This window comes from Nocardia sp. NBC_00416 (assembly GCF_036032445.1).
Taxonomy (GTDB): domain Bacteria; phylum Actinomycetota; class Actinomycetes; order Mycobacteriales; family Mycobacteriaceae; genus Nocardia.
In genome coordinates, this window is sequence record NZ_CP107932.1 from 1965025 (window position 1) to 1989665 (window position 24641).

Annotated in this window: 1 protein-coding gene (running past both ends of the window); it reads right to left on the reverse strand. The window is 67.8% G+C overall.

This entire window lies inside a single protein-coding gene on the reverse strand: locus tag OG804_RS08290, encoding a M3 family metallopeptidase (protein ID WP_328395556.1). The 122418-nt coding sequence extends 25338 nt beyond the window's left edge and 72439 nt beyond its right edge, so the window shows coding positions 72440-97080, spanning codon 24147 (partial) through codon 32360 (complete); the first complete codon in reading order (the gene reads right to left) occupies positions 24637-24639. Both codon boundaries (start and stop) fall beyond the window edges.

The following is a 24641-nucleotide window of genomic DNA, read 5'->3' on the forward strand; positions in this document are numbered from 1 at the left end:
CAGCCGGAAACCCCGCCACCTACCACGGGTGGCCCGAGCGATTTCGACACCCGACAAGCCCCGGGCACGAACCCTTCTCGTCGCCCACGGAACGTCCACCGGCAAGCCCAGCCGGTCCCGGCCGAACCGCAACCCGACCAGCCCGCAGGTCCGCGGCAGCCGCCCCGGATCGGAGATAGCGGGCCAAGGGGCAACCGCGTCCGGCCCCACGGGCGCCTGAACAGCCGCACCGCGGCCGAATCCGATCCGCGCGAGCGCGCCCCGGACACGCCGGCCGGCACCGTGATAGAGGCCGGCCCAATCCCGGCTGGACCGCAGTGCCAGATCCATCGCACCGTCGCCGGCGCCACGATCTGGAATGTCGGCCAGCGGGTGTGGAATCCCCTGCCCCTGCACCACGAGTGCCGAGCGATTCTGGACTACCCAGTATTCGGAGTCATCCGCCGTTATGCCGCCCTTGGTCATGTACGCGTGGTATCCGCGGATCGCGGCGTATCGTCCGCGATCCGAGAGCACAGCCAGGCGTGCCTGCACCTGTGCCAGTTCGTTTACGACATCGTCGGTCTGCGGCAGCGCTTCGAGTCGCCGCTCCTCGGCCGAGAGCTCATCGTTGACCGCCTGCCTCTCCGGATCGAGATCCTTGGAGTGGATCACCCGGGCACCGGGTCGCAGCGCCATCCGGACCACACCATCCGGGTCGCCTTCGGCATAGTTGAGTGCGGTGGCTTCCCGGGTCGACACATAGATCCCGTTTCCGGTTCTGAGCCCCTCGACGGGCTTACCGGCGAAATATTGATGCGACTCGAACTCCGCGACATTCGCCGGATCCTCGACACCCCGGAAGAACTCCCGGCCACGCTCCGCCACCACCGCGTCCACTCCGGTCGGATCGACCACGGTCGGCACTCCGTCGAATCCTTGCAACCGGGCGATTTCCGCCAACGCCGGGTCGAACGGAAGGTCGTCCCGCAACAGCGCGGCGACCGCGACATAGTCCAGATCGGCCAGCAGATCGCGGCCCGGCGCGACATGATCGGGCAACGGCGCGCTCGCGAGCGGGTGGAAAATGCTCGGCATCACACCGAACTCCCCACCCAACTTGATACTTTCGTGCCCGGTCAGATAAATCCGGCGGCCGGATTCGGCCCGAGCGGTACCCCGAAGGTAGTAGAGGAGCGAAGTCCCGCCCGGTGTCCCCAGGTCTTCCAGCCATACTCGCCCGTCCGGGTCCACCCCGAAGGTGACGTGCTCGGGCGCCACATCCTGGAATCGGGTCGGGAACCTGTGCTCGGGATCGACGTCTTCGCGCCCGAACGTGACCGGGCGCCCGGGCGTCAGCTCGATCCGGCGATCGCCCAGCCATATCACCACCGGCTCCGGCGCCGAGTTGCTGTCGGAGCTCGGCCGGGCGGAGGCAGCCGACGACGTGGACGCGATCGGCGCCGCCGCGTCATTCGGCTGTACAACCTCGGGGATTTCCGCGCCCGCAGGCCCTACCCCCGGTTCGGCAGCGGTCCCGGGATCACCGTCGCCCGGCGGACCGGCCAGAGGACGGTCGCCGGACTGTTCATCTATCTGCCCCGCGACGTTTCGCTCGGAGTAGGCCGCGACGCCGTCGGCCGGCGCCGGAACTTGCGGGGCGGGTACGGCGCTGATACCTGCGAGTTCGGTCCCGGGCGCTTGTTGCCAGGCGGCGCGCGCCGGAACCGTGAATGTGCCCCGGTTACTGATGATTGTTACCGGTACACCTGCCGCAATGAGGGGTGCGAATGCTCGCGCCCAGCCCATTTCGGTAGCCCGTGCAGCTTCGGCTTGGGCGGCTACCCAATCGACAGGCCGACCAGCCCACCTGTCGGCCACCTCCATGACGCCGTCAGGAATTCGGCCCCCCATCCGCTGCTCGTGCGCCCATTGCTCAGCGTTCGGTGTCCGCGCCTGCTGGTAGAGCGCGTCGAGTTCGTCGGCCAGATGGGGATAGTGCCGCTTGGTTTCTTCCATGAGCTCGAACGTCTCGTCCGGGGCGAGGGCGTCGACCACTCCTCCCCACCGATCGGCATGCAGACGCCCGGCATGGGCACCGGCGGCGGTGATCACCGTGCGTTCCTCGTACCGGCCGTATTGGTAGTCCGACTGCTCCCGAACCGTCACTGTCACGCCGACGACCTCAAAGCTGTCGGGATCGGTGTCCGAAGGCCGCAGAATCACACGTGGTTTCTCGTTCTCTTCCATGAACGACTCGTAGTGAGCGGCGATCGCGCGGAGTTCCTCGTCGCGCACTCCCGCCGTTTTCAGATCCTCCAGCGCTTCGGCGAGCTGACGCGGAGACATCAACAGACCATTGGCGAATTCCGTTTCGATGGAACGGAAAGCGGCGGGACCGGTCAGGGGATATACGTCACCTTCCGGCCGATCGTCGATCGGAATCCGCACCCGCCACCCGTCGGGCCCGAGTTCGATGCTCTGACCTGTGCGGTCCGCGGCCGGAGTCTCGATAACCGGCAGGTCCCGCTCAGCGGCGAACCGGCCCAGCCATTCGGCGTCCCACGCACTGACCGGCGCCGCCGGATCACCCTCGGTCCGGGTCTGCGGAACTACCACCCCGATAATCCGCACTCCAGGGCCGAAAGTGCTGTTCAGATTTACCGGTCGACCCATCCGACGCTCATCCGCCATCAGACTGTGTCCAGTGATCGGGCCCGCAGTCGACCACGCCAGATGCAGATTCTGCGGTGGCAACGCGATCAGCAGACCGGCATGCTCCGGCGGATGATCCGCATCGATGAGAGCCGGTGTATGCGACATCAACCGGTTCACATCGGAGTCGTATCCATGATGGGCGCCGACCCGGTCGGGATCCCGAACGAATGCATCCTCGGGCGTCGACCGGGCGATTCGGGAATCGGGGCCGATCAACTCGCGCAGCATGGTGCCGCCCGCGCTCAACGGCACCATCACATACCGCCACCCGGGCCCGTGTTCCCGGGGATCGGTATCGCCGAGCAGTTCGAACGACGACGCCGAGCTGTCCGAGTCGGGATCCGGCGCGCCCGGCGTCAGCCTGCGCAGGTCCAGCGCCTCAGCGGCCGATCGGCCGGCAGCGGCCGACAACACCGAGTCGTTCGGCTCGGTCGGAATACTGCCGGAAGCAGACGTTACCTCGTTGTACGAATCTCGCTCTGCGAGAACAAGCCGCCGCCACGCCTCGTCGGACATCCACCCGTACGGCTCCCCCGGGCCCGGCTTGGGCGGAATCTGCTCCGGTCGAATGCCGTCGGCATCCGCGCTCTCCTCGCCCGGGTCGTCGCCCGGCGGTTCCTCAGCGGGCGGGCGGGCGCCGACCCACTCCGGAACGCTCACACTCGAATCGACCCGGATCCCGTCCTCCGGCCGCAACCTGTCTTCCGGCCGACCGCGCCGATCGAGCACGATGCCCGCGATGCCCACCACATCCATCGGCGGCTTCCATTCGGCGAACGGGACATCGCGCTCCTCGTCACCGATCCCCTCGTGCACCCGCACCACACCCGTTTTCGGGTCCTTGTAGACCACGAACAGATGGCCACCCCGATCCCCGCCGAAGTTGACCGCACCGAACACCGTCCGCCCCTTGGCGGCCAACTCGGCCATCTCCGCGACCAACCGGAAGCCCCGCCACTTGCCGCCGGTGGCCCGAGCGATCTCGATGCCCGACAGGCCCCGGGCGCGCACCGTGCTCGTCGACTGCGGGACATCCACTCGCAAACCCAGCCGGTATCGGCCGAACCGCAATCCCACCAGGCCACAGGTCCGCGGCAGTCGGCCCGGATCGGAGGTAACGGGCCGTGCGACAACCGCATCCGCCCCCTTCGCCGCACCCGCGGCCATCCCGCGGCCGAAGCCCGAACGCGCGACGATGTCCCGAGCATTCCGGACGAATTCCAGACCCAGGCTGATCTGGTTCCGCGTGTTCAGCACAGCGAGGTCCAGCGCACCGTCGAATTCACGGGGCACAGCGGCCCTGGGGTGCGGAATCCCCTGGCCCTGCACGACGAGCGCGGAACGGTTCACCACCACCCAGTAGACGGATTGATCCCGCTCGTTCCCGCCGTCGGTCACGTACGCGTCATATCCGCGGATCGCCGCGTACCGTCCCAGGTCCGACAGCACCGCCTGTCGCGCCTCTACCTGTGCCAGCTCCGCCGCGACGGCGGCGGTGCGCGGTCGCGCTTCGAGTCGCGATTGCTCGTTCGCGAGTTCACGGAGAACCGCCTGCTGCTCCCGGCGCAGATCCGAACCGTGTATCACTCGAGCGCCCGGTCGCAGCGCCATCCGGATCACACCATCCGGACCTGCATCGCGGGCATGTTTCAGTGCGGTCGCTTCCCGATCCGAGACGCGGATCCCGTTGCCGGAGGCGGACCCTGCGACCGACTTGCCGGCAAAGTATGGCCCGGATTCGAATTCGGCGACCTCCGCCGGTTCGAAAACGCCCCGGAACAACTCCAGGCCCTGCGCCTGCACCACCGCGTCCACCCCGGTCGGGTCGACCACGGTCGGCACAGCGTCGAATCCCTGCAACCGCGCGATTTCCGTCAGTCCCGGGTCGAAAGCGAGATCGTCACGCAGCATCCCCGCGACCGCGACATAATCCAGACCGGCCGAGAGATCGGACCCGCGCGCCACATGATCGGGCATCGGCGCGTCCGCGAGCGGGTGCAGCACAATCGGGACCGCGGAGAACGAGAAGCCCAGCACGATCCGTTGACCCGGCCTCGGATACACCCGCCGTCCGGGCTTCGCTCGGACATCACGACCCTCGGAGACGACTCGGGTGCCGCCCCGGGTCCCCTGGTCCTCGAACCACACCCGTCCGTCCGGGTCCACCCCGAAGGTGATGTGCTCGACCGCGACATCACTGTACTGGTTGGGGAACCGGTCGCCGGGATCGACATCGCCTCGCCCGAACGAGACCGGCTGCCCCGGAGTCAACTCGATCCGGATATTGCCGAGCCACATCACCACCGGGGTCACGGCAGCCGGATCGTGGCTCAGCACGCCGCGAAGCGGTGCGTCGGCGGGCGCGGGCGTCAGCTCTGAGCCCGGCTGCCCATTCTCATCGACGGTCCCGGCGGTCGTGCTCGTCCCGTCCTGCGTCCCCGAGCCCGGTGGCTCGCTCGCCGGTGGCAGACCGCCGTCGCCGTCGTCAGGCGCGTGCCGTTCCAGCTCGTCCAGCCCGTTCAGAACGGCCTGGTACTCCGGCAAGCCCAGGCTGCGCAGTTCCGGCTGTGCCCGCAGGATGCGCTGCCGGATCTCCCGGATCCGCGATCTCGGCACATCGTGGTCGAGCCAGGTTTCGGTGCCGTCCTCATTGCGACGGACGTAATGCTCGGACAGCGCCGGTCTCGCATCGTCGGTTGCTCCCTGCGGCGGTGTGGAGTTCCCGGTGAAGGCGAGGTGGAGATCGACGCCGATCAGCGCCTGGTCTTCGCCGACGATCCAGGCGTTGGCACTTCGGGGCAGCTGCAACAACGCCTGCAACAGACCGAGCCGTTTCCCGGCCGCGGAATCGTATTGCGCACGCCACGAGTTGAGATGGCCGACCTTACGAAATTCGCTCTCCGGTGTTCCCTCGCGGAAACGTTGGTAATAGCCGAGACCGGCCGGATCCGCCTCCACCTGTGCGGGTTCCACGTCGCATGCCGCGGCGAGCAGCGCGGCCGCCTTCGCTACCTCGACCTGCCGCGGGTTGTCGACTCGTGTGTGGGCCAGCAGGGTGCCGTCGGCGAAGTAGACCCTCGCCATTGTCGACTCTCCATTGCCGGATCCGAAGTACAACGATCCGCGGTACGTTTCGCCCATCGTGACAGCCTGGGCAACCACTCGGCCGAACGGTCGCCCGTCGGCGAAGCGGTCCATCCACGCACGCGCATCGGGGTGGGTGTAGTAGCCACCGGACGAGGTCTCCTCGGCGGGCTGCTGGTCCGGATCGTGCGACCGATCGAACACCTGCAGACGCCCGTGCCGGTCGACGCGGACCTCGCGATAGTGGACATCGACACCCTCTGCGGTCAACTTGTCGTGCGATAGACCCGCATACCGCAACACCCTGGACAGTTCCGCAGCAGGCGCGGCGACGATGACCTGTGGCCGAGCCCCGGGCCGGACGACCACTCCCACCCCTTCGGCTACCGGGACCGCGTGCGCGGCGGCGAGCACGTCACGCGCGGCCAGTACCGTCGCTGCCTCGCACACCCGCGTCAGGTACCGCTCAGCCGACTCGAGGCGCGCCAGCATATCCGGGAGCACACCGTATTCGTCGAGGACCCGCTCGAGGTCGTCGGTGCCTTCCGCTTCCTGAATCCGCTGCTGCCGTGCCGCTTCGATCGCTTCCGGATCGGTGCCGGCGACCTCCAGTCCGAGCTCACGGCACAACGCGGTCACATCCGCGCGGGTCTCGGATTCCATGCGTGCCGCACTCTCGATCCCGGCGCGCACGCTGTCGCGGACCTCACCCGGCGAAGGCGCCGATTCCGCGCTCCAGCTCAACCAGCCGGGGACGGTGGCCGTCTCCCGCTCGAGCCTCTGCTCCCACTCCTCGTCGACTGCGGACTGGACAGCGGCCTCTATCTGGGCTTCCAACACCCCGAAGTGCTGGACCGATCGAGTTTTCAGCGCGTCATCCAACTTCCGCGCCAATTCCCTCGGGCTGCTCCCGCGGGTAGCCGCCAACCACTTCCCCAGGACATGCGCGAGGCCCTGGTCCGGCGTGACAGCGACCAGCCGCCACTGCTGCTGTTCGTCCTGCACCATCGGCAGCTTCGTGCGCAGGCCGCAGATGTCGAGTTCCTGCCACGCTGTGGGCGGGCCCGGCTGCGCCGAAGTCGGGGTATCGCCTCGTGTGACCTCTCCGTTGGCCAGTTTGCGCGCGACCTCCAACGGTCCGAAGGGGTCGGTGACCTCACCGGAATCGGCCAGGTCACGGCCCGCGCGCAACACGGGGGAGGTTTCCTCGTCCAGTGGCAACCGATCGCGATCGGCCGAGAGGGGACCGGCCGTCGCCGTGTGATCGAGCGGTCCGAGCGGCTCGAGCCACTCATTCAAGCTCATGTCCACCCAGCCGTTGTCCAGACCGCGCAGATAGGCGTCCAAGAGCGCGGAGACGATCTCGACCTGGTTCGGAGCCTGCTCCGCTACGGCATCCGCGGCCGCCCACGTGCTGTGCAGAACCTGCACCGAACCGTCCCGGCCTACGGTCAGGGGCACCTGTGAGATCTGGTAACCGGGCCCCGCCGACAGTATGTCCTTGAATTCCGGGTGGGCGTAGGCCAATTCGGTCCGCGCCGCGTCATGCCTGCCCGGCAATGCCAGCACAACGAAGTGGCCGCGGCCACCGCTCGGGTCCGGGACATGGATGACGTGATCGGTCAACCGGACGCCGCCCGGGTGCGCCGCCGTCTCGGCCTCGATCAAGCGCCGCGCCGCCTCGGCGTCGAGCGTGGCGACCGCGCGGTAATACCCGTCGAGCAGTTGTGACAGCCGGGTGATGCTGTCGTCCCGGCGGCGCAGTTCTGCCCGTTGCTGCCGGGAGTTCCGGAGCACCGGCGACGAATCGAAGAGGCTCGACTGCAGGGGATTGTCGAGCACGACATCGGAGAGGTCCGCCGGGTCCACCCGCAGCCGCTGAGCCAGTGCGGTCCACTCCGCCATGATCGTCGACTGGAGATCGGCTATCTGCGCCGCCGCCGTATCGGGCCAGCCCCGTCGTGAGATTCCCAACGCGTCTGCCAATGCGGCGCACTCTCGTTCCGCCGCGCGGACTCGCTGGTCGAGGGCGGCGAGGTCGACGGCGCCCAAATGCCGAGCAGGGACGCCGGAAGCAGGCAGGGCCTGCGGAATCTCGATCCGCGTTGCCGGGACCGGTACCGCTTCCCGCTCGACGCGGAAACGGTCCTCTATCCGGGTCGGCTCCTCGCCCAGTTCGAGCTCGAACTCACGCCACTGCGACCGCAACCTGTCCAACGCCCGCTGATGCTCGCCGTCGACAGCGATCACGACCAGTGTCCCGTCGGGGAACCGGACGATGTCGCGGCCTTCCAGCTTCTTCCCGCCCGGACGCCGCCGCAGCACCTCCTCGACGACCGGTCCGCGGGCCTGCGCATCGACGGTTTCGTTGTGCCGCACTGCTGCCGCCACCAAGTCGCGATACTGGGCCAGCACCCGAGGCAGTTCGGCCAGTGCCTCTTCGCGCCACGAAATGTCGGCCCTGCGCGCGTCCAACGCACGGCCGTATCCCAACTGGAGCAGCAGCTCCACCTGTTCCAACTGTGCCGGTTCCACGCCGAGTTCGGCGGACAACCCGGCCCGGTCGGCGGCCACCGCTTCCGCCCGCATCGCGAGTGCGTCGCGCCACTGCTCTTCTGTCCACTCGCCGTATATCTCGGGGGACAGATCGAGACGGCGGGACAACTCCGCAGCCCGCCGCGCAACCGACTCGAGCTCCGACAGTCCATTCGGCTGTGCCGGGTCGGATCTACCGAACCGCACATCGACCTCGGTGTACTCGCCGTAGAACTGTCGACCTGCTACGGCACCCGCACCCTCGTCTCCGTTGAGTGTGAGGACCCGAACTCGGGTGTAGCCGTATTCGGCCGCCATCTTGCCGGTGAAGGTCTCCCGTGCCGCGTCCTCGGGGGACAGGAACAGGTCCTGCATGAGGGCATTGAAGGTTTCGAGATTGTCCCCCCTCCAATCGCTTCTGTCCCCTTCGGTCACCTCATGGGGGCGAAGCGGGCGATCCCGGAGACCGTAGAAATTCCAGTGCGCATGAATTTCGTTCACCGGGTAGGAAACGGAATCCATGACTTCACGGAACATTGCCCGACCCGAAGGCGTTCCGGGGCCGGCCATGATCCGGAGATGGAGAATACCGTCTTCGAGCTCCGCCGAAATTCCGTAATGCGTTGTCCCATACGAATTGTTGTATTCACCGGATTGCAGGTCGGGATAGTATGTCCAGTTGTTCTCCTTGATGAACCCGAACGAATCCGGCTCGTTGTTTTCGTCGGGCGAAGCACCTTCTTCTTCGCGGGCGAAGAACTCCCCCGGAGCCGCCTGCCGGGCACGCTTCTTCGGCTCCCGCGGCCCACCGATTTCGGCGAGCACATCGTCGACACCAGCCGGGTCGCGCTGGGGCCGCGGACCGAATGCGTCGACCACCGGCGCACCTGCGAGCGGCGGCACAGAACTATCCGGAACCGTATCGGTTTCGTAGGCGGCGACGCTCTCCGGAACCGGCCAGTGGAACCCGAGCCGCGCGGCCACCTCCAGTACATGGTTCGCCGTGTTCGAACTCCATCGAGTGGACTGGGCGCCGCTGCGAAGGACCTGGTCGACCAATTCGGGGGTAACCCCGGCCACGCGAGCCACATCCTCGACCGTGGCTCGACGGACCGTGCCGAGGATCGTGTACTTGTCACCGTTCTCGACCGGAAGCAGTTCCGCTACAAGGAAGTCTGCCAGCTTGGTCACGGCACGGTTCCGCAACTGAGCAACCGACCCTCTGGCAATTTTCAGGACCGGCGCGATTTCACTGTACGTGCGGCGCTCCACGAACCGCAGGTCGATGAACCGTCGCTCGTGATCCGAAAGAGGATCCGTGCCCAGCCGCCGGACAAGACGTTTGAAAGCTTCGGCGTCGTGCTCCTGCCAGGCCTTGACTATCGCCGACGCCGCGTCGGCCGTGAGCGACTGGATTCCGAGCAGCGTCCCGGCGAGCTTGCGCACCGTCAGGCCTTGCAGCTTTCTGACAGCGGCCGGTGTGAGACCCATCAATTTCGCCGTGTCGGGAACGGGCCATTTCTCCACGATCCGCAGCTGGATGCACCTCTGCGCCTCAACGTCGGGGTTGCCCGTGTCGTCGGTGAGCCGGCGGACCGCCGAATTGAACTCGGCCGGGGAGTCGCGCAGAGTCTTCTCGACGAACTCCAACGCCCTTCCTGCGGTGTTCGACACCTCGCCACCTTTGAGCACTGTCGCCAACCGAGGGACGACGCGGCTCTGCAGGTCCGATACCGCATCTTCCTCGAGACCCATCGCGGCCGCCGTCTCACGAGTCGACAGCCGCCGGATGAACCGCAGCTCGACGAACTTCCGCTGTTTGGCTGGGAGGTTCTTGCTGGCCAGCCGCAGCTCCCCGGGCGGGGTCTCGTTGACCAGCTCCAGCGCCGGGCCGCCGGAAGTAAAGGCTCTGGTATGACCGGTTGGCGCTGCCGACACGGCGTCCTGCGCAACGTCGGGCTCCAAGGCCAACAGCTCGGCCAACTGGCGAACTGCACGTAAGTGCAGTACTACCACTGACTTCAGGTTGCCGCCCAGCTGACCCACCATGGCGTCGACCGACATGGGAGGCTCTCTCAGGAACCCCAGCTCGATGCACTTGCTCCGCTTGGGTGTGAGCCGACCGAGATAGGGCGACAGTGCGTCGGGCCCGCCGCTGAGGGCCTGCCTGATAATCGCTGACGCCTCCGCGATTGTGAGCACCTCGGTAGCGGACAACAGCTCGGCCAGCCGACGCACAGCGCGCCGCCGCACGAGCAGAAGCTGACGACCGGGCTTGTCCATATCGACCGCTATGAAGCCGAGCGGTTTCTCGCGGACGAGCCACAGCGTGCTGAATTCCTGCAGCACGGGCGGGAGTTCGGCGATGCAGTCCAGCAACCGATCGCGCTCATTGCGTTTGGTCTCCTGGATCAGGGCCTCTGCCTCCGCATACGTGAAAACCCGGAGTCCGGTGGGTTGTTCTGTCGGGGGCTCCTCGTCATCGCTCAGTACCGTCGAGTCAGCCGCCCCCTCCGGCATGGGCGGTGCTTCGTCCACGCCTGCCCCGGCCTCCGCGAGATCGATCGGTGCTCGATCCGCGGAGGTCGGGGCAGGCGTGGACGTGACAGCGGTCGACGCACCGATATCGGCGGCAGGGTCCACAGCGCTCGGACGGTGGAGTGGGACTACACCCGCGCGCATCGCCGCCACGACCATTCCAGCACGGTCACCGGTACCCAGCTTTGCGCCGATGCGGGCCAAGTGGGTCTTCACGGTTGCGGTCGCCAACTCCAGCGCATCGGCGATCTCGGGGTTCGTCAAGCCCTCGGCGACCAAACCGAGCACTCCGACCTCTCGGCTGCTCAGGGGGCCATAGGGGGCGGTCGGTCCGCCGACGAGTTCGGCACTGTGGAGCGGGATTCTGCCCTCTCGCATCGCCGTCGCCACCATTCCGGCGCGCCCGCTGATGCCGAGCTTGAAGCTGATGCGAACCAGGCGCGACTTCACAGTGTCCAGCGACCGTCCCAGCGCATCGGCGATCTCTTGATTCGACCAGCCCTCCGCGACCAAACACAGCACGCCGACCTCTCGGTAGGTCAGCACATCAGAAGTTCGCGGTTGCCCAGCACGGACCGAAAGGACCAGATCGCCGACAGCCACGGCGATCGCCTCACGCTCACGCGGGCTCAGTACCCCGCCATTTCGCACAGCGCCCATCGCATTGGCGATGAGTCGTCGCTCGGAACTGCCCAATCCACGGAGACGATCCCGCAGATCCACGGCACTCACCTGCGCCAGGGCCGTTCTCGCCAACGCCGACTCCGCGATCCCCCAGCCGGGCGGACTGATCGTCATCAGTGCCAGGCGTTGCCGGAGCAGCACGAAATCGTCTTCGGTCTCCGATATGGGGCTGTACCGCGCAACGTCCACCAGCACTGCGCGATGGCCGGCGCCGAGTTTGCCGACGATATCTCCCACCAGGACACTTGCCTCGGCCTCGGATATTCCCAGCGCCGTTGCTATCGCCTGGTCCGTCTCGCCGTCCCCGACGAGTCGAAGCGCCTCGACCTCACGCTCGGACAACCTGTCACCGGGCGATTCAGGCGCCGGATCGTTCCCGTCGGACTCCGACGGCTGCGGTTCCTCAGCCGCAGGCGGAATCAGCTCGGGCTCGTCCCGAAGCTGCTGGGACTGCGCAGGTTCACGCTTCTCACGCGGCCTACCGCGGGTCGGCTCCGGCCCGGGCTGCGGCTCCACAGCGGTCTGATTCCGCTCGGAGCCGGAATCCTGCTGTGATTTCGTGGTTGTCGGCTCGGTACTCGGCTCCTGCCGCGACCCGGCGCCGGGCTCGGATTCGCGCTGCGCGGCAGCGGTGAGCTGTTCGGCCAGACGGTAAACCGTCCTTCGCACCCGGTTGTCGGTCAGTTCACGCCCGGCACCGTCGGCCTTGGCGATTTCAGTAACGCCTTGTCCGAGGAACCATCGGACAAAGACATCCCGAGACGCAGCAGACGTCTGCTCGACCAAAAGACGCAACTCGTCGAGCCTCTGATCGCGCGCTTCCCGAATCACAGCGATCGCGGGCGCGAGCGGTCCCTCGGACATAGAAAGCTCCAAGCCACCACCTGCGAGCAGCTCCGCCAGGGCTTCCCCACCCGTCGGGAACCGATCCGCATCGTCGTCGGACACGTCCTCCCCGAGTTCCGCGCCGAGCTCGACTGCCAGCCGGCGCAGGGTGTCCGGCACCATCGTCGTGATCAGGTCCGCGCCGACACCGACCACCGCGGCAGCTTGCCCGACCGACATACCGTTCCCCATGAACAGCAGCATGAGCACCCGACGCCGGCCGGCGGGCAGCGCAGCCACGGCATTGCGGAAGTCCCTATCACTCGCTCCGGCCAACGCCGTCCGCTGCACCCCTTGCACCGCATCCTCGAGCGCGCGGCGGAAACGCGCATGCCGAACGAACTTCGCCTGATCCGACAACACTCCATCGGCGAGCGAGATCATCCACCGGCCGATGTCCCGGACCTCGCCGAGCGCATCGATGCGGGCTTCGGCGCGGCGGAACACCTCCGTAACCAGGTCGGCGGCCACCTTCGGGTTACCCACGACAGCCACCCGCTCCTGCACCGCCGCCGCGAACTGTTCGCGCAGCTGATCGAGAGTAACGGGCAGACCCTCGACCGAGCCGGTCGACGACGATTCGGGCAGGGGCCGATTCGCTGCCGTCGTCGGCGCAGGCTCACCGGCCGCCGCGGGCCCGCCGGGACCGGCCGGCGGCAGGGGGCGACCGATCCGGGTGACCGGCTTGTCGACCCCGGGTTCACCGTTGCCTTCGGTGTAGTCGGCGGGTCCCTGCTCCGGTGGAACCCACGCGGTCCCGTCGGCCAGGCGGAACATCACGTAGGTGCGGGCGACCCCGGGTCGGACCAGGCCGGGCTGGTAGCGCTTCTCGACCTTCCTCGCCTCGGGGCGTTCGATCGCGTTCGCCGACGCCTCGCCGCGAATCCAGTGCCGCTCGATGATGATCGGGAAACCGTGCTCGTCCTCGCCCTGGTATTCCAGCTCGTAGGCGTGCGCGCCGACCATATCGGGCGAGTCGGACAGCCCGGCCGCTTCGTCGACCACCGCGGCGACCGCGCCGGGGGACCCTATGCGCACCAACTGGTCGGCGACCTTGTCCCACGCCGTCCGGGGACCGCCCGCGGACCATCGTCCCGACTGGCTCCAGTGCTCGGAGTCGGTGACGAACCCGCCCTTGAACCAGATGCCCGCCAGTGGGCCGCTGAACTCGTCGGCGTCGCGGCCCGGCTTGCGCGAGCTGGGGATCGTCGCGGGATCCACCCCGGTGGCGTTGACGAGGACATGGGTGGTGCAGTCGGCGTAATACCCTTCCAGCGCGTGCTCGAGCAGCGGCCGCACCCGGGACTGGTGGGGGCCGACATAGTTCGCGATGCCGTTGGGGTCCGAGGTGGCCGGCCCCGGGTCGAACGTCGGCTCGCCGGAGAAGCGGGGCGCGGGATACAGGAGGTCGGGCGCCAGCTGCCCGATACCGCCGGCCTGGTCGTAGACGTTGTAGTGCTCCCGGGTCTGCGTGAATCCGAGGAGCTCCTCGGTGAACCGGAAGACATCCGTCTCCTCGGTGGCGGTGTAGACGACGACCGCCGGATACTCGTCGCCGCGTTCCTGCTCACCCTCCAGCACATAGGTCTCGAATTGCGCCGCGGCCTGCGGGAACCCGTCCGAGAGCGTCCCGCCGACGCCCATGTCGAGCACCCCCGCCTTCTCGGTGGTGTCCACATCGCCGAAGGCGACCACCGGCGCGTCGAGGGTCAGCAGGTGCACCGGCGGGTGCCCCGGCAACTCCGCTGCCTGCCGCTCGGCCGTGGTCAGGTCGTCCACCAGCTGATGAACGTCCTGTCCCGCCGCCTGGCGGTGGGCGAGTTCGTGCCGGTTGATCCGGTTGCGCCAGCGGGCCGGGACCCCGGCGAGGTCGTATGGGGCCTCGTCCGACAGCCCGCCCTCGGCGAGGGTCCACCGGTCCTCGGCGCTCAGCGAGGCGAAGAACTCGCCGACACTGTCGAATCCCTCGCTGCGCCGCCAGATCCGGTCGGCCCGTTCGCGTGCGCCGGGCGCCGGCGGATCGGGCAGAACCGGTCGCCACAGCACCTGCGCGGACAGCTCGGCCAGTTTCCTGTCCAGCTGCTCGGCCTGGTCGGACCCACGGTGTTCGGAGCTGTCGGACACCTGCGTGGGCTCGCGGTGTTCGTCCACGGCCGACCAGTTCGCGAGCCGTTGTCCGGCCACCGCCTCGAGCTGTTCGGCCAGCTGAACGAGATGCCGCAGCTGATCGACGGCCCGCTGGTGCTGTTGCGCTGCCTCGACCAGCTCGTGCAAGCGGCGGTAGCGGGTCGACTGGACCTGCTCGCCCGGCCGATACGCTTCCGCACGCAGCGTCCGCAGCCGCGTCAGGTCCGCTCGGCCGGGCCGCGTGATCTCGTCGGGGAACAGCGCCACGGCCAGTTCGTCGAAGCGGGCCGCCGCCGCGTCCCGCCGGACGGGCTCCGCGCGCAGCAGGCGCTCGAGCTCGTCGACGCGCTGCACGAGGGTCTCGGTACGGATGTACAGGCGTTCGCCGGACAGGCGGCGGTCGCGCAATTCCGCGTACAGCCGCAGCTGCCGCTCCTGCAACCTGGCCCGCAACTCCAGCAGCCGGTCGCCGAGGACCTGTTGGTCGTCGCTGCCCTGCAACGCGGGCTCCGGAGTCGTCTGCGAGTCGCGCGGACCGTTATCCGGCTCCGGGCCGCCGCTGTTGTCCTCGTCCTGGGCGCGTTCGCCCGGCGTTGCGGTTTGCTCGGGCGAATCCGGCGTCTCGAAATCGGCCGAGCCGTCGTTCTGATTCGGCTGCGTCCAATTGAACGCGCCCAGTCCCTTCAGGCCGCTGTCGAGCTTCCAGGCGTCGCCCGAAAGCCCGAGCCCCGCCAACGCGCCGACGATGCCGCCGCCGATACCACTGGACACACCGGGGTAAGCCGAAGGTGAATTACCGTCCGAGTGGATTCCGCCGTCGACGACCGATGCCAGCGGATCCGTGGGCGGCTTCGCCAGCAGCGGAATCGTCTGCTCCAACGCCGCACGGAGCTGCCGTTCCAGCTCGAGGACCTCACGCTTCAGTCGGGCCGACTCTGGGTCCGAGGCGATCAGCTCGACGATGTCGGCACCAGTCAGGGTCGCCGACTCGATGAGATCCGCTATCCCCTGGCCACGCTCTTTCCGTGTCTCGCGCAGCCGCTGTGCGAGAGCGTCGAGTGTGTCGCGCTGCGTCCGCAACCGCTGCTGCCACTCGTGCCACCGGTTCAACTGCGCCGCGGCCGCCGACTGCCCCACCGCCCCGTAGGGATGTGAACGATGCATCGTGGCAAGTCGATTCGCTGCCTGCCGAAGCCGCGAATGCGCATCGACCAGGGCCTGCTCCAACCTGCCGAGGACCTCGTCGTGGAACGCGGCATCCTCGTCCGCGGCGGTGAACCTGGACGCCGCACCGTGCACCACGTCGACGTTGGCCAGCGCCCGGAGGGCGTCGATCACCTGCGGGTCGCTACCCAGCCCCGCTTCCCGGAAGAAGTCGAGCACATATTCATCGCCGAATGCCTCCAGCGCGTTCGCCACCTCGGCTGTCCACGCCGGAGTCAGCTGCTCTACCGAAACAGGCCCGAGCAACCTCGCCAACTGCTCTGCCAACTCGGCACGCCGGTCCGCCAGCAGCTGCAACTGTTCGGGGCCGAGATCATCCGGGAACACCTCGAGCCGGGGACCGACCCGAGCGAGGTCCGCGTACCGGTCATCCCGGATGCTGGTGAACCGCGACCGCAATGCGACGAGCTCCGCGCCGAGCCCGACCTTCGGGTCCGGGATCTGCTCCGGACCGGGACGGTGCAGGGCCGCACGCGCCAGACTCCGATAGAATTCGGCTTCGAGATCACTCTTCTCGACCTCTCGGGCATCGATCCTCTCGATCACGTCGTTCAGGCGCCGCAGCTCTCCGAATTCCGCTGCGAGAGTGGTGACTCTCGAGACTCGGGCAGGGTCGCTGTCGAGTATGAGTGCGACTGTCGGCGCGTCGAGTTCCACCCCGGGCAGAAGCTCCGCCAACTCCATTTCGAGCGTCACGAACCGGTCCCGCATAGCCTGCTCGACCCGCGCACCCGGCCGCGACTCTCCAGCCTGCCAACCGTATGGCGCACCGAGTACCTGTTCCGGCACCAGCGGCTGGTCCTGCGCGCCGGACAGATCGGCCGCCAGCCGGGCGACCTCGGCGACGTCCGCGGCCAGCTCGGCGAACTCCGCCGTGCGTTCACCGTCCCGATAGGCCTCGGACAGCAAGGCTTCCAGCCTGTCGATCAGCATGATCCGGCTGCCGAGGATCGAGGCTTCCTTGAACAAGCCCATCTCTTCGGTTATTCCGGCGATCGCCTTCTCGATCGATTCCGCGTCATCCGGCGCGGTGTCGGGGTCCTGCAACATGTGCTCGAGCTGGCGCCTCTGCCGGGCCAATCTGGCCCCGGTGAGCGCGCTCGGATCCAGGTCCGCCCTGGAGAACGAGTGCTGCACCAGCAGGTGCGCGTGTACGTTCTCCATCCGCATTTCCGCCGCGCGGCGCAATTCGACCAGTGCGGCAGGCAGCATCCCGTCGGCCGGGTCGCCCCCGTCCTCCGGCGGCAGCGGCGGGCCGTCCCCGTCTCCGCCCTGATCGCCGCGTCCACTACCACCCGCCGCGACACCGCGGTCGTCACCATCGGTGCGCCCGTCCGAGGTCGGCGCACCGGCCTCGGCGTCGGCATCGACCGGGTCGCCGGTCCCGCTCCCGTCGGACGGATCCAGCTGCACGACCGTGCCGTACCGGTCGATCACGACCACCTCACGCAACCCCGTGATCGGCCGACGGCTCAACTCCCGAGCCAACTCCTGGACACCGACACCACCATCGACCAGATCCACCACGATCCGGCCCTCCGGGAAGGCCGCCACTGTGTGCTCGAGCCACGAGCGCAACCCACGCAGCCCCGGCACCCGCGGTGCGATATGCGCGAACTCCTCTCCGTCGATACGCAGATCGCGGCCCTCTTCGACCCGTAAACCGGCCCGCGACAGCAAAACCGCCGAAGAATACCGGGCTCCGGCCGAATCGACCGGCGACGCAGCCGGCCGGACGCTCGGATCTGCGCGCACTCCCAGGACCGTGCCGCGGATCCGGCCCCTCGGCGCCGACCGGGCGACGATCTGGGACCGATCCCGGCCCTCGACGAACCGTCGTGCCGAATCGGGATTCTTCTCCACCACGATCCCGCGCACCCGGCCCACCGCGACCTCGGACTGCGCCCACTCCGCCAGCCACCGCCCCACTTGCACGTCACCGACCCAACGACGCTCTCTCCCCCCGACCTTCTCGAACACCTCCAGCTGCCCGTCGGCCCGCATCTTCACCGCGAACGCGTGCCCACCCGCATCACCGAACTCCATAACACCGGCCACCGCCCGACGCAGGCTCGGGTCCTTACGCGCCGCCGGGTCGTCGACCAACCGCACGACAGCGAATAGTCCGCCGACTCCCACACCGAAGCCGCCGTCTTTCCATTCCGAGCCCACACCGCGGACGATCGAGTCCTCGTAAACCCCATGAAGGTCGATGTCCGGCGAATCCGCCAACCCCGGACCACGCACCGCCCCGATCTCATCCTGGAAATCCCCGACGAACCCCACCATCGCCGGCGCACAGTTGAACGGCCCCTGCGGGTCCAGCGGACTGTAGCGCGGCTCTCGGCCGGCATCGCCGGCGTCGATCTCTGCGCGCTCACCCGACGATGCGGGTTGCTCGGGCGCATCCTCGTCCCGATCCGGGGTCACGAACTCGTTCGAGCCGTCGTTCGGAGGCAACGGCTGCCATGTGAGGGAGTTCTCGCTCAGAACCCCGCCCGGGATTCCGAAGCCTGTCCCGAGCAGGCCCCCACCCAGGCCTGTCGAGAGCGCCGAGCCGAATGCACCACCCATTGCGTCGGCGATGGCCGCAGGCCCTGCACCGGTCAGCGGTGAGCTGAAGCCGGCGGCCCAGGTCGTCGGCCCGGGCGGCGGTGCTATCAGCAAGAAATGTGTCAAGGCCAACATCCGGGTCAGCCGGCCCTGCAGCTCGGTGAGTTCGGTGCGGAGTTGCGCCAGTTCGGGGTCCAGGGCCAGCAGTTCGTTGACGTCGGCACCGCGCCGGTCGATCGAATCCGCGATCCGCTTCCGCGCGGCGACCTGCTCGAGCTGTTTTTCGCGCAGGCGCTGTGCAAGATCAGCGAGTTCGTCGCGCCGGGCAAGCAGTCGGTGCAGGCGCTCTTGCGACCGGTTCAACTGCGCGGACAGCCCGCCCGCCGCGGGGTCGCGGCGTGAACGCTGCATCGCGGCAAGACGATTCGCGGCCTCGCGCTGCTCCGTCTGCGCCTCTACCAGAGCGCTTTCCAGCCTGCCGAGTACATCGTTGTAGACGTCGGCCGCGTTGTCCGCGGCGGCGAACCCGTCCGCGAACCGCTGCACCTGATCGAGCGCGGCCAATTCCAGCACTGCGTCCACCGCTGGGGATCCGCCCAGCCCGGGCTCCAGCTGCCCCGCCATTTCCGCGACCCGATCCGGCGTCAGATCCTGTGCCGTGACCTCGCGGAGCAATCCGCTCAGTCGCTGTGCCAGTGCGGCGCGCCGGTCCTTCAACTGCTGCGCCTGGCCGCGATTCCACCCGTCCGGGGTCACGCCGAACCGCGGGCCGATTCGGGCGAGCACCGCGTGGTAGATATCCCGCAGGCTCGTAGACTCCAGCCGCTTGGCAACCAACTCCATGCCGAGCCCGATCCTCGGGTACTCGGTGGTTTCGGGTGCGGGACGGGAGCGGACTGCAGCCGTCAGATCGTCATCCAGCCGGTTTTCGAGCTCACGCAGGCCCGTCTCCCGGGTGTCGATCTCCTCGATGACATCGTTCAGACCGCGCAGGGACTCGAATTCCACCGCCAGCGGTTCGATCTCCATGATCCGGACGAGATCATTGCCGAGTAGCTGTGTGACCTGCTCGACGGTCGGAGCATTCAGATCGAGGCCGGGCAGCGCATCGGCCAAATGCATTCCCAGCGTCGCGAACCGGTCACGCAAGCCCTGCGCGGCCTGTTCGGTCGGCCGCGTTTCCCCCGGCTGCCAACCGTACTCGGGTGCGCCGACAACCTGCTGAGACCACAGCGGCTGATCCTGCGCCGCGTGCCAGTCGGCCGCCAGCCGACCCAGCCGGGCGGCATCCACCGTCAGCGAGCGAAGCTCCTCGACGCGCTCACTATCCCGGTACGCCTCGGACAGCGACGCTTCCAGCCGGTCGATCCCGCGGATCCGGACATCCAAGCGATCGGACTCCGCGAGCAACCTGAGCTGTTCGTACAGATCGGTGAACAGATCCTGGAGCCGCTTCGTCATTTCCGCAGGGATTCCACGAGCCTGCAGCTCGGCAATCCCTCGTCGCACCGACGCTTCATCGGTCATTTCCCCGGCCGGGAGGCCGAACCCGGACTCCAACTGCTGGATCCAGGTGGCGATCTGCAGCTGCAACCTGACCGTGACGAGCGCCCCCGGTTCCAGGTCCGCTCTGGAGAGAGAGTGCCGGACCAGAAGGTCGGCATGTATCTTCTCGAGCCGTACCTCGGCTTCGCGGCGCACAGCGATCAGCTCGGCGGGCAGCATCCCGTCGGCCGGGGTATCCCCGTCCTCCGGCGGCGGCGACGGCGGGCCGTCTCCGTCTCCACCTCGGTCGCCCCCGTCGCGCCCACCCGCCTCGATACTGCCGTCGTCACCATCGGCGCGGCGATCCGTGTTCCGGGTATCCGCGTCGGACGGCTCGTCGGCCTCGGACGAGTCCAGTTGAACGACCGTCCCGTACCGGTCGATCACGATCACCTCGCGCAACCCCGTGATCGGCCTGCGGCTCAATTCCCGTGCCAGGTCCTGGGTGCCGACACCCGCCTCGAGCAGATCGACCACGATCCGGTCCGCTCGCGTGCCGGTCACTGTGTGCTCGAGCCATGAGCGCAGCCGGCGCAACCCGGTCGCCGGCGGCGCGAGATGCGCGAACTCCCGGCCGTCCAGCCGCAGCGTCCCGACCGGGTCGACACGGAAACCCGCCTCGGCCAGCAGCTTCGCCGAAGCGAGCCGGGATCGAACCGAACTCTCGGACAGGCCGGCGAGGTTCACCTCCGGCGGCGCTACCGCCACGGCCCCGACGGCCGTGCCGCGGATCCGGCCCCTCGGCGCCGACCGGGCGACGATCTCGGACCGATCCCGGCCCTCGACGAACCGTCGTGCCGAATCGGGATTCTTCTCCACCACGATCCCGCGCACCCGGCCCACCGCGACCTCGGACGCCGACCACTGGGCGAGCCACTGCCGCACCTGCTCGTCACCGATCCAGCGCCGCACTCGCCCACGGACCTTCTCGAACACCTCCAACTGCCCGTCGGCACGCATCTTCACCGCGAACGCGTGGCCACCCGCCTCACCGAACTCCATGACACCGGCCACCGCCCGACGCAGACTCGGATCCTTACGCGCCGCCGGATCATCCACCAACTGCAATACCGCGTGCAGACCGTCGACCCCGACACCGAAACCGCCGTCTTTCCACTCCAAACCCACACCGCGGACGATCGCGTCCTCATACACCCCGAACAGGTCGATCTCCGGCGCATCCGCCAACCCCGGACCACGCACCGCCCCGATCTCATCCTGGAAATCCCCGATGAACCCCACCATCGCCGGCGCACAGTTGAACGGCCTCTCCCGCAGCGCATCCGGGAGGCGGTACGCAGCGGTTTCACCAGCTGTTTCGGGAGCACCGGGGGTCACGGCCTGCCCGGCCGTCGCGGCAGTACTCGTGTACTTGCCTCGATAGTCGTAGCCGAAGGCATCGGCGACCCGCACGATCCGCTGCCGGGTCTCCGGGGTCATCGCCACACCGTGCGTGAGCGCCCGTTGCGCGGTCGCCTGACCCACTCCGGCTGCGGCGGCGATCTCGGACAGCCCGATCGGAGGCAGTGACTCGGGGACGACGCGCAGCGCTGCCGGTATGTGGTCGGCCAACAGGAATCCGGCGCGCAACAGCGCGGCGTTCACCGCACGCTGATCTCGCCCGACGATCCCGGCAATGGCATTGACGGTCGATCCGTCCATATACAGCCGCAGGCAACGGGCCTGGAAGGGCTCCAATCCCCCCAGGTGCCCGGCCAGCAGACTCTGGTCCTGGCGCCACGCTGTCCGCGCCCATTCGAGTGCGGCACGGGGACGAACCGGCGCGGCGACCCCGCTGTCGGCCGCGGTGTGGTCGAGATTGCTGCCCGAATCCTCGTCCGGGAGCCGGCGTGCCTCGCTGCTCGGATCGCTCACCTGCGGCAGCACCCCGAGCACGGTGAAGAGCTCCGCCACATCGACACCCGGCGTGCGGTTGGGCATCCGAGTGGAAGCGACGAATTCGTCGCGCCGACCGTCGCCCAGGAAGGCCCGGATAACCAATGTTTCCGTACCGTCCACTGTCTCGAACTTCGCGTGGATCAGCGGAGCGTCGGAAGTGGCCCGGGCACCGGCCTCTTCGATGACAGTGTCGAGTTCGGTGTTCTCCTCGGGCGTCAGATACCTGCGCAACATCGAATCCCAGACGATGGTGGCGCGCCCGGTACGCTCCCCGGCGAGCTCCCGAGGCAACCAGGTGAGCGCGCTCTCCTGGTCGATCCGCGTGGGATCGCCACGTCGCGCATCCTCGAAAGCCGTCAATATCGTTCGCACCGCTTCGACTTCGATATCGACGAATCCGGCGGCAAGTCGATACTGATCGTCGAGGTTCGTGGCATGCAACGGGTCCAGGTCGCATCCGGCTACGTCGACAACCCGGGGCCGCACCGCGAGCAGTTCCCGTACTCGGTTCACCTGCGGGTCCGGGCACTCCCAGCGGTCCTCGACAAGAGTCCTGCCGTCGGGATCACCGATCTCTTCGCCCCGGAAATCGAAGCGGTACTGGTGTGCGCGCGCTTCGAGCAACCCGCACGCGCCCGGCACGACGATTTCCAGCGGCTTCCCGGTGGCGATGGTCGCGAATACTTCGACCAGATAGAGCAACCGCGCGCGCCTGGGATCATTGGTCTGCGTCCCGCGCTCCATGTACTGCGCGATCTCGGATTCATTCGCGTTGATCGCCGCGAGGTAGGCATCGGCAACGGCCCGCAGGGCCGCCGGTGTCCGCGCGGGCCGGCCACCCATGACGGAATGCCACTGCGCGATCTCGGGTTCGAGGCCGGCCAGCGCACGTTGATTCAGCGCTTGGAGCAGCCGGGTCGGCGGGTGGCTCGTGAGGCGCGCGTTGGGCGGTACGTGCGGGAACAGCACCCGAGCGGTTGCTCCGTCCGGCCGTGCCTCGACCTCCTGGATCAACGCGTCCCAGATGTAATTCTGCTGACGGAAGTGCAGCTCCTCCTCTGCATTTCGCGACGGGAGCTGCCGCCGGTCCTCCTGCAGCCAGTCGGCCATTCTGCGGATGCTCGCCACCGCGCCGGCGATCGATTCGGAGACATCCCCGTCGCCGATGGCTGCCTGCGCGTCCTCCGAGGCGGCGTTTTCCCCGACGTGGAAGTCCCACATCTCGCCGTCGGTGACCTCCCCGGGCAGCACGATCCGATCGCCGTTGTCGTCGACGGCCATTTCGATCGCGTTGCCGTGGCGATCGACGGCCAGGGCGACGAAACCGCGTACGGCGGCCGGTTCGTCGCGGTCGCGGAACACTTCCCGCAAGCCTTTGCCGGGGTCATCGATATGCACGTCGCCGTCGCGCCACACCAGCCGGAAGCAGTGGCCCTCGGCGCCGTGTTCCTGCGGATTGCGGAAGGCGTCGAAGACGACGATGCCGGCGCCTTCCCGCTCGGCGGCGGGCAGGGATGCGACCAACCGGCGCAGCGCGGCTTCCGCATGCTGGTGGGCACGCTGCGGATCCACCTCGAAGCGGCGCACCAGCGCCAGCGCTTCGTCGCCGCCGACGCGCCGCACGAAATCGCTGACCAGCATGCCCTGCAGCCCGACCCGCTCAGGGGCGTCGATGGCGGGGTTCTGCTCTTGCAGCAGACGCAGCAGCATCGGCCCGCACTGGTTTTCCTCGTGTCCCCGGCCCTCGTTCAGTTGCTCGATCGAGGCGGCGTCGTCGGCACGGCGGCTGTCCGGCTGTTCGGTATCCGCCACACCGTCGGAGGAGGGCGAACTCGACGAGAGTCCCCAGGGCGCGAACTCGAATGGCAGTGCACCCGCGAAGCCACCGATTCTCACAATAGGATCGGGCGCCCAGTCCTGCGACGCCATGGCGCCTGCCAGGGCACCTCCGAGAGCGCCCAACACGGCACCTGCCGCAGCGCTCCCGCCCATCCCGGGCTGATCCGTCGGCGAGACGAAACCGATGGGCGTGGGCGGCTCCACCCAACTGGACAGTTCCCCGACGTCGAGGCCTGCGTAGCTCGCCATTCCCGGTATCTGGTAGAGGTGGATCATCGAATCCATACGACGATCGAAGTATTCGACACCTGCCCGGTGAAGTTTCTCGAGGTCGACCAGGAAAACGAAGTCCTGCTGCCCTTCCGACTGTGCAGCCCGGGCGAGAGAACTCTGAGTTTGGTACCCGCCGTCGAACCCGATCGTGGTGGTTCGATAACCGAGCCCTCTGATTCGTTCCCCGAGTGGTGTCACACCCTCGGTCTCACGGCCCATGGCCACCGAGTGATTGTGCAACCGGATCGGATGCGATCCTGCGTGGGCTGCACCGATATGGATGGCCATCAACGCATCAGGATTCGCTTGTTTAGCCTCAACCACTCGATCGGTCAGATACGCTTCACGCTCTTCCTTCGACGGTGATGTCGAATGATCGATATCGACCGGGACAAGCTTGATTCCGACGTAAACCATTGCATGCAGAATCTCGCGGGCGCCCGCCGCCGGCCCGCAGTCCACCGTATCGAGATTCACGTATTCGCCATTGTTCAAACGGTCGAACGCCGGATTGTGCGGAGCCTCGAATGCCCAGAATTCGACTCCCGCTCTGCGCAGTTCACCCGCTTGGGCTATCAGATGGGTCCCGATCATTTCATTGCCGTGGTTGTCCGCCAGGAATACGATTTCTCGACCCTGCAGCAGTTCTTCCCAATCGACCTCCCGCCGTTGCCGCACCGATTCCGCCAGATACACACCCAGATTCGGGGGCTTGCCCGGGAGATCGGAATCCGCGGAGACGCCGGCGTCCGTGTTGT